Here is a 6,685-nt window from a genome sequence, read left to right on the forward strand (position 1 = left end):
GGCTCAGGTGGCCGGCCGACATGTTCACGCCGCGGGCGAGCGCCTCGACGTCCAGCGGCTGCGCGTACTCCCGGTCGATCCGGTCGCGGACCCGGCGCAGCCGCGCGAGGTCGCTCAGGCGCTGTGCAGCGGTAAGTGCGCGCATCCATGCGGGATGGCACATGGGAGAACCCTTTCATCGATGTTCGCAAGCATCTGAGTACATGCTGAGGCTGAAGAACGCCGAGGCCTGGTGGCCGGCATCGCGAGAAGGCATGGAAGCGCCGGCCACCGAGGCCCGAGCCATTACCGAGGCTCAGCGAAGCTCTTGGATGCGGATCAGGTTGCCCGCGGGATCGCGGAAGGCGCAGTCGCGAACACCGTACGGCTGCTCGGTCGGCTCCTGGACGACCTCGGCGTCGCCGGCCTGCAGCCGCTCGAAGGTGCCGTCGAGGTCCCGCGTGGCCAGCAGGATCCATCCGTAGGTGCCCTTGGCCATCATCTCGACGATGGTGCGGCGCTCGTCCTCGGTGATGCCGGGGTCGGCGGCCGGCGGTGCCAGGAGGATGGAAGTGCCGGGCTGGTCAACGGGGCCGACCGTGATCCAGCGCATCTTGCCCTGTCCGACGTCGCTGCGGACCTCGAAGCCGAGGGTGTCGCGGTAGAAGGCCAGGGATGCGTCCGGGTCGTCATGAGGAAGGGAGGCCGTGTGAATGGTGATGTCCATGGCCTTCACGTTAGTTGCGGCTCGGTGACCGACGCTTCTCGATTCCTGATCCGTTCGGCCACGTGTCGCGCGCGCCGCTCGGTGTTGCGTCACCGAGGATCTCCACAACTTCTCGCTGTTCCCGCAGTTCATCGACCCCGCGGCAGGCTGGCCCGTTGCCGCGCGGACGGGGCTGCTCGGCACGCTCCGCATGACGGCCTGCGCCGCCGTCCACCTTGCCGTCGGCGTGCTCGCCCGCACCGTGTTCAAGACCCGGCCGTCGGCGGCCCGGGCGGTCACCCGTGTCTCCGGTGCCATGATGATCGTCATCGGCGGTTTCCTGCTGGTGGAACGCCTGACCGGCTGACGAACCCGCCTCACCCCGTTCACAGACCGTGATGCCGTCGAAGGAGAGCACATGGAAGACCCGACGCAGCAGGAAGAGGCGAGCCCCGAGGTGCGGAAGCGCATCCAGGCGAGCTTCGACCGCCAGGGGCTGATGAGCCACCTCGGTGCACGGATAACCCACATCGCGCCGGGCCGCGTGCACATCGTGCTCCCGAGCCGGCCCGAAGTGACCCAGCAACACGGCTACTTCCATGCCGGTGCCACCAGCGCCGTCGCGGACAGTGCCGGGGGCTACGCGGCCTTCACACTGTTCCCCGAGAACACCGATGTGCTCACCGTCGAGTACAAGATCAACCTCCTCTCGCCTGCCGTCGGTGACCACATCGAGGCGGTGGGAACGGTCCTGAAGTCCGGACGCACCCTGACTGTGAGCCGGCTGGAGGTGTTCGGCGTCCAGGAAGGCCGGCGGAAACTCGTCGCCAACGGGCAGCAGACGCTGATCCGGGTGAACAGGCCCGAGCAGTGAGCCCGCAGCCATCGTCGCCGTCCTGGGTCACCTGGTGGCAGAGACCGTTCCCCGACGCCAACACGCTCCTCCTGAACGGACGGCAACCGGCGCTGGTCGACAGCGGGTTCGTCGGACACGCGCAGGAGACCGCCGCCTGGGCCCGCGCGCACGCCGGGGACGTCGGCCTGGTCGTGAACACCCACTGGCACTCCGACCACGTCGGCGGCAACGCCCTTCTCCAGGCGAGGGGCGCCGCCATCGCCGCCGGGGCGCCGGAGGCGGAGGCGATCTCCCGCAGGGACCCGGGCTGCTGCGCGGCGGAGTACCTCGACCAGCCGGTCGCTCCGTACACGGTCGACGTGCCGCTCGACGACGGGCAGATCCTTCGGCTCGGGGAGGCCGATTGGGAGGTCGTCCGCACGCCCGGGCACACCCCCGGGCATCTGGCGCTGTGGCAGCCGGACGAGCGACTGCTGGTGGTCGGGGACGCGCTGTCGGACTACGACGTCGGCTGGGTGAACCTCGCCCTCGACGGGCTCGACGCGGCCACTACGGCGCTCGCCTCCCTCAAGCGGATGGCCGAGCTCGCCCCGCGCGTGATCCTTCCCTCCCACGGCCCGATACCCGCCGACCCCATGGCCGCGTTCAGCACAGCGCTGCGCCGCGCCCAGCGTCTCGTGGACGACGCGGACGGAGCCGTCTGGTACGGGGCCCGGCGGATCTTCGCGTTCGCCCTGATGATCCGCGACGGGATCCCAGCCGGTGAGGTCGAGCCCTACCTGCACGCGCGGGCCTGGCTCACGGACGCGGCACGCCTCCTGCACCGCACGCCCGAGGCACTCGCTGCCGAACTGGTCACGACCATGCTCGGCAGTGGCTCCGTCGTCCTGCGCGACGGACGCCTCCACGCAGCCGCCGACCACACCCCGGTCGCGGTCGAGTCGCTGCGCGTGCCGTACCCGCGTGCCTGGCCGGCAACCGAGCCGCGCTGACTCGCGGCGCAGCGGGCGAGCAGCAGCCGCAGCACCCGCGAGCCTTGGAAGTCCTCGGAATCACACCTTTCCTCTGGACTGAATATCCAGCTTGGACGTAGAGTCCAGTCATGGGTACTGTGGAAGAGGGCACCGACCCTCGTGTGCGGATGTGGGCACCGGCGTGCCAGGCCGTGGCACTGCTGCTCGGTCCGTACACCGAGGTGGTCCTGCATGATCCGGATACCGATCGGATCCTGGCGATCTGGAATCCCATGGGCTCGCGCGGTCCGGGCGATCCGTCACTGCTGGGTGAGCTGGACGCCCTCGATCCGTCGGCCCGGGACGTGTTCGGGCCGTACGAGAAGCTGCTCGCGGACGGCCGGTGCCTGTCATCGGTCAGCGCGATCCTGCGCGATGCGGACGACAAGGCTTCGGCGGTGCTGTGCGTCAATCTCGACCGCACGCCGCTGGAGCAGGCCGCGGCTGTGCTGTCCGCGTTCGGCGCACCGACCGTGTCTCGCCCGGAGCCGCTGTTCGAGCAGGACTGGAGCGAGCGCGTCCAGCACATCGTCGGCGCTTACGTGCGCGAGTGCGGCCGACCGGTGGAGCGGCTGACCCGCGCCGACCGCCTGGCCGTGCTCGCGCGGCTGGACGAGGCCAAGGTCTTCGCCGTGCGCCGTGCCACCCCGGTCGTCGCCCGCGCCCTGCGGGTTTCCCGATCCACCCTCTACGGCCTGCTGGCCGAGCTCAGAGCACCGAACGCAAAGGACCACACGCGATGACCCGACTGCCCGACTTCCGCCTGGAAACCTACTTCTCCCGGTGGGAGTTCACCGCGCGGCACCACCTGACCGCCTCTGACGTACAGACGATGACGCTCAGCGAACTGCTCGCCCTGGCTGACGACCACGACCGGACCGCGTTCGAGAATCTGTCGCTGGGCTACACCGAGACCTACGGTGATCCGGCTCTGCGTGAGGCGATCGCCGAGATGTACGAGCGGGCGGACGCCGCGGACGTCATCTGCTTCGCGGGCGCCGAGGAGGCCCTGTACCTGGCGATGAACGTCCTGCTCGACGCTGGTGATCATGCGGTGGTGGTGACCCCGAACTACCAGGCGGCCGAGACCGTGCCGCTGGCGCTGTGCGAGGTCACCGGCGTCGCCCTCGACCCGGACCGCGACTGGGCCCTGGACCTCGACCAAATCAAGGCGGCGATCCGGCCGAACACCCGCGTGGTGTCGGTGAACTTCCCCAACAACCCCACCGGCAAGGTCATCAGCGCCGCCGACTTCACCGAGCTGGCGCGGCTGTGCGACGAGCATGGCATCCATCTGTTCAGCGACGAGGTGTACCGCGGCCTGGAACGCGATCCGGCCCGTACCCTGCCGCAGGCCGCGGACCTGTCCGAGCGCGCCCTGTCGCTGAACGTGACCTCCAAGTCGCTGGGCCTGCCGGGTCTGCGGATCGGGTGGATCGCCTGCCGCGACCGCGCCCTGCTCACCCGGCTGGAGCGGGCCAAGCACTACACCACCATCTGCAACTCCGCCCCCGGCGAAGTCCTGGCCCGCATCGCACTCAAGGCCCGCACCACGATCCTGGACCGCAACCGGGCCCTGATCGCACGGAACCTGCCGGTCTTCGACGCCTTCTTCGCCGAGTTCCCGGACGTCTTCGAATGGCAGGCACCGGACGGCGGCTGCGTCGCCTACCCCCGCTACCTCGGCCCGGAAGGAGTCGAGGAGTTCTGCACCCGCCTGGCGGAGGAAGCCGGCGTGCTGCTGCTGCCCGCCAGCATCTACCGTTCCGACCTCACTCCCAGCCCCACCGACCGGTTCCGCATCGGCATCGGCCGTGCCCGGCCCGAAGAGGGCCTGGCCGCCTTCACCCAGTGGATGCGGGCGCACCGATGAGCCGGGCAGTCTTCGATGCGGCCGCCATCGAGCAGGCCGCCACCCCGCACCTGGTCCTCGACACCGTCCGCGATGCGCTGATCGCCCACGCCCACGGCCGCACCACCGTGCCGCCACCGCTGCACCTTCAGTTCCCCCACGTCGACGGCGACTGCCATGTCAAAGCGGGCTGGATCACCGGTGCGCCCGACTTCATCGTCAAGATCGCGACGGGCTTCTATCACAACCCCGCAGCCGGCCTGCCCTCCAACCACGGGCTGGTCTGTGTCGTCAGCGCCCGAACCGGCGAGGTCCAAGCGATCCTCGACGACCAGGGCCTCCTCACCGCCTGGCGCACCGCCGCCGCGGGTGCGCTGATCACCCACGCCATGGCCCGCCCCGGTGCGACGACCCTGGCCGTATTCGGCACCGGAGAACAGGCCCGGCTCCAGGCCGAATGGCTTGCCAGGCTCCGTCGGATCAGCACGGTCCTGGTCCACGGTCGCAGCGAGGACAAAGCCCGTGCGCTGTGCGAGGAGTTCAACGCGCGCGGGCAGCAAGCCCGGCCCGCCTCCGCCGAAGAAGCCGCGGGCGCCGACATGGTCATCACCACTACTCCTGCCACCGTCCCGGTCCTGAGCGCCGCCGACGTCCGACAGGGCGCACACGTCACCGGCATCGGCACCGACATGCCCCACAAGAACGAGCTCCCCCCTGCGCTCTTCGCCCGCGCGGCACTGATCGCAACCGACGACCACCAACAATGCGTGGACCACGGGGACTTCGGCCGTGCAGTCCTCGACGGATCGGTCACGTCCACCAGCGACACCCCCATCGGTCTCCTGCTCGAAAAGCCTGTCGAGCGGCCGGACGACGCGATCACCGTCGCAGACCTGACCGGCGTCGGCGCACTCGACGCAGCTCTCGCCTCAGCGGTCCTGCGCGAACTGACGCAGTAGACACACGTGCGCGCCGCCCGCGGACCCGGGCCATGCCGGTGGCGAGCAGCTCGCGCACCCCTCTTGGCGCCGACCACCACCATCGACCCGGGACGTAATTCCAGGGATGTATGCCCCGGCGCCGGACGCGGACCCACGGGGTGATGGCAGACGCGCCCGCCATCCATAGCGTTGACTCATCGGCCCGCGACGGGTCTGTTGTGATGAGACACCGACAGAAGGAATCAGGAATTCGGTGAAACGCATATCTCTGGTGGGTGCTGCCGTTGCCATGGCTCTGGCAGGAACGTTCTGTACCGCGACCGCCCATGCCGGCACCCGGGCGGTACAACCTCCCGAGGCCGCTCTCGTGTTGCCCGAGCCATCCGGGCACCATCCGGTCGGGAGGGCCACTGTTCACCTGAAGGACGAGGGCCGCCCCGATCCGTGGGTTCCCTCGGGTGACCGCGAGTTAATGGTCTCCCTCTGGTATCCAGCCATGAGGCCCTCGGACACGCCCGCGCCCTACATGACACCCGAAGAGTCCAGGCAGTACATCGAGTCCAGCGGACTGGACCTGCCACCAGGCGTATTGAGCAAAGTGGCGACCCATTCCACCGCTGACGCGTCACCGTTGAAGGTACGGGGCGGGCTGCCCCTCGTCGTGCTGTCGCCAGGCTTCGGAATGCCGCGCGCCACCCTCACCGGGCTTGCCGAGGAGCTCGCCAGCCGTGGCTTCGCCGTCGCCGGGATCGGACACAACTACGAGGCAAACGGCATCTCGTTCCCCGACGGGCACACGACCCCCTGCGTGGCGTGCGAGAACACGGACTACCCCAAGGTCGGCGCCGTCCGCGCCGAGGACGTCTCGTTCGCGCTCGACGAACTCACCGGAGAGCGACCGGCATGGAACGGAGGCACGCTCATCGACACCGATCGCATCGCCATGGTCGGGCATTCGGCCGGCGGTTTCAGCACGATTCCGGCCATGCTGCGCGACCCGCGCATCAAGGCGGGGGTCAACATGGACGGCAATTTCCGCTTCCCCAATGACACCCCTCTGAACCGGGCGGTCCTGATGCTGGGCAAGCCCAGCCATGTACCCGCGGGCGCCGACCCGACGTGGGACGAGACCTGGACCGAACTGACGGGATGGAAACGCTGGTTGAGCGTCGACGACACCGAGCACCTCTCCTTCACCGACCTGGCGCCCCTGGCCAAACAGCTCGGCATGCCTCTCCAAGCCCTGGACGGTGATCGCATCGACGCCATCACTCGGGCCTATGTCGCCGCGTTCGTCGACACGCACCTACGCGGCAGGAACACGCCGCTGCTGGACGG

At 69.3% G+C, this 6,685-nt stretch carries 8 protein-coding genes and 1 pseudogene; 7 read left to right on the forward strand and 2 right to left on the reverse strand.

The window, feature by feature from the left end:
- Together ACWGI8_RS36350 and ACWGI8_RS36355 are read right to left on the reverse strand one after the other, a co-directional pair.
- Positions 1-163, reverse strand: a pseudogene (locus ACWGI8_RS36350) (AraC family transcriptional regulator); the annotation flags it as partial.
- A gap of 132 nt (positions 164-295) precedes the next feature.
- Complete coding sequence (locus tag ACWGI8_RS36355) at positions 296-706, reverse strand: VOC family protein (protein ID WP_453667652.1); 411 nt, start codon at positions 704-706, stop codon at positions 296-298.
- A gap of 190 nt (positions 707-896) precedes the next feature.
- On the opposite strand from ACWGI8_RS36355, the gene ACWGI8_RS36360 reads away from it, so the two are divergent.
- From ACWGI8_RS36360 to ACWGI8_RS36390, 7 genes are all read left to right on the forward strand, one after another.
- Complete coding sequence (locus tag ACWGI8_RS36360; protein WP_453667654.1) at positions 897-1,052, forward strand: hypothetical protein; 156 nt, start codon at positions 897-899, stop codon at positions 1,050-1,052.
- A 51-nt stretch (positions 1,053-1,103) separates the two neighbouring features.
- A complete protein-coding gene (locus ACWGI8_RS36365) occupies positions 1,104-1,559 on the forward strand; it encodes a PaaI family thioesterase (protein ID WP_453667656.1) in 456 nt (151 codons plus the stop codon).
- Positions 1,556-2,533 (forward strand): MBL fold metallo-hydrolase, encoded by a 978-nt coding sequence (locus ACWGI8_RS36370; protein WP_453667657.1) that lies wholly within the window; start codon positions 1,556-1,558, stop codon positions 2,531-2,533. Before ACWGI8_RS36365 ends, ACWGI8_RS36370 begins: the two co-directional genes overlap by 4 nt.
- 149 nt (positions 2,534-2,682) lie before the next feature.
- Positions 2,683-3,297, forward strand: a complete 615-nt coding sequence (locus ACWGI8_RS36375) for a helix-turn-helix transcriptional regulator (protein ID WP_453667664.1) — start codon at positions 2,683-2,685, stop codon at positions 3,295-3,297.
- Positions 3,294-4,427, forward strand: a complete 1,134-nt coding sequence (locus ACWGI8_RS36380; protein ID WP_453667658.1) for an aminotransferase class I/II-fold pyridoxal phosphate-dependent enzyme — start codon at positions 3,294-3,296, stop codon at positions 4,425-4,427. Before ACWGI8_RS36375 ends, ACWGI8_RS36380 begins: the two co-directional genes overlap by 4 nt.
- Positions 4,424-5,365, forward strand: a complete 942-nt coding sequence (locus tag ACWGI8_RS36385; RefSeq protein WP_453667660.1) for an ornithine cyclodeaminase family protein — start codon at positions 4,424-4,426, stop codon at positions 5,363-5,365. The genes ACWGI8_RS36380 and ACWGI8_RS36385 overlap by 4 nt, the downstream gene beginning before the upstream one ends.
- 478 nt (positions 5,366-5,843) lie before the next feature.
- Positions 5,844-6,685 (forward strand): alpha/beta hydrolase family protein (locus tag ACWGI8_RS36390; RefSeq protein WP_453667662.1); only part of this gene is annotated, 842 nt, incomplete at its 3' end.

Source organism: Streptomyces sp. NPDC054841 (assembly GCF_053611045.1).

Excerpts from the sequence above, each read along its gene's own strand:
- ACWGI8_RS36385 (WP_453667660.1), top strand. The coding sequence starts at position 4,424 with ATGAGCCGGGCAGTCTTCGATGCGGCCGCCATCGAGCAGGCCGCCACC.
- ACWGI8_RS36355 (WP_453667652.1), bottom strand. The coding sequence starts at position 706 with ATGGACATCACCATTCACACGGCCTCCCTTCCTCATGACGACCCGGAC.
- ACWGI8_RS36375 (WP_453667664.1), top strand. The coding sequence starts at position 2,683 with ATGTGGGCACCGGCGTGCCAGGCCGTGGCACTGCTGCTCGGTCCGTAC.
- ACWGI8_RS36380 (WP_453667658.1), top strand. The coding sequence starts at position 3,294 with ATGACCCGACTGCCCGACTTCCGCCTGGAAACCTACTTCTCCCGGTGG.
- ACWGI8_RS36365 (WP_453667656.1), top strand. The coding sequence starts at position 1,104 with ATGGAAGACCCGACGCAGCAGGAAGAGGCGAGCCCCGAGGTGCGGAAG.
- ACWGI8_RS36360 (WP_453667654.1), top strand. The coding sequence starts at position 897 with ATGACGGCCTGCGCCGCCGTCCACCTTGCCGTCGGCGTGCTCGCCCGC.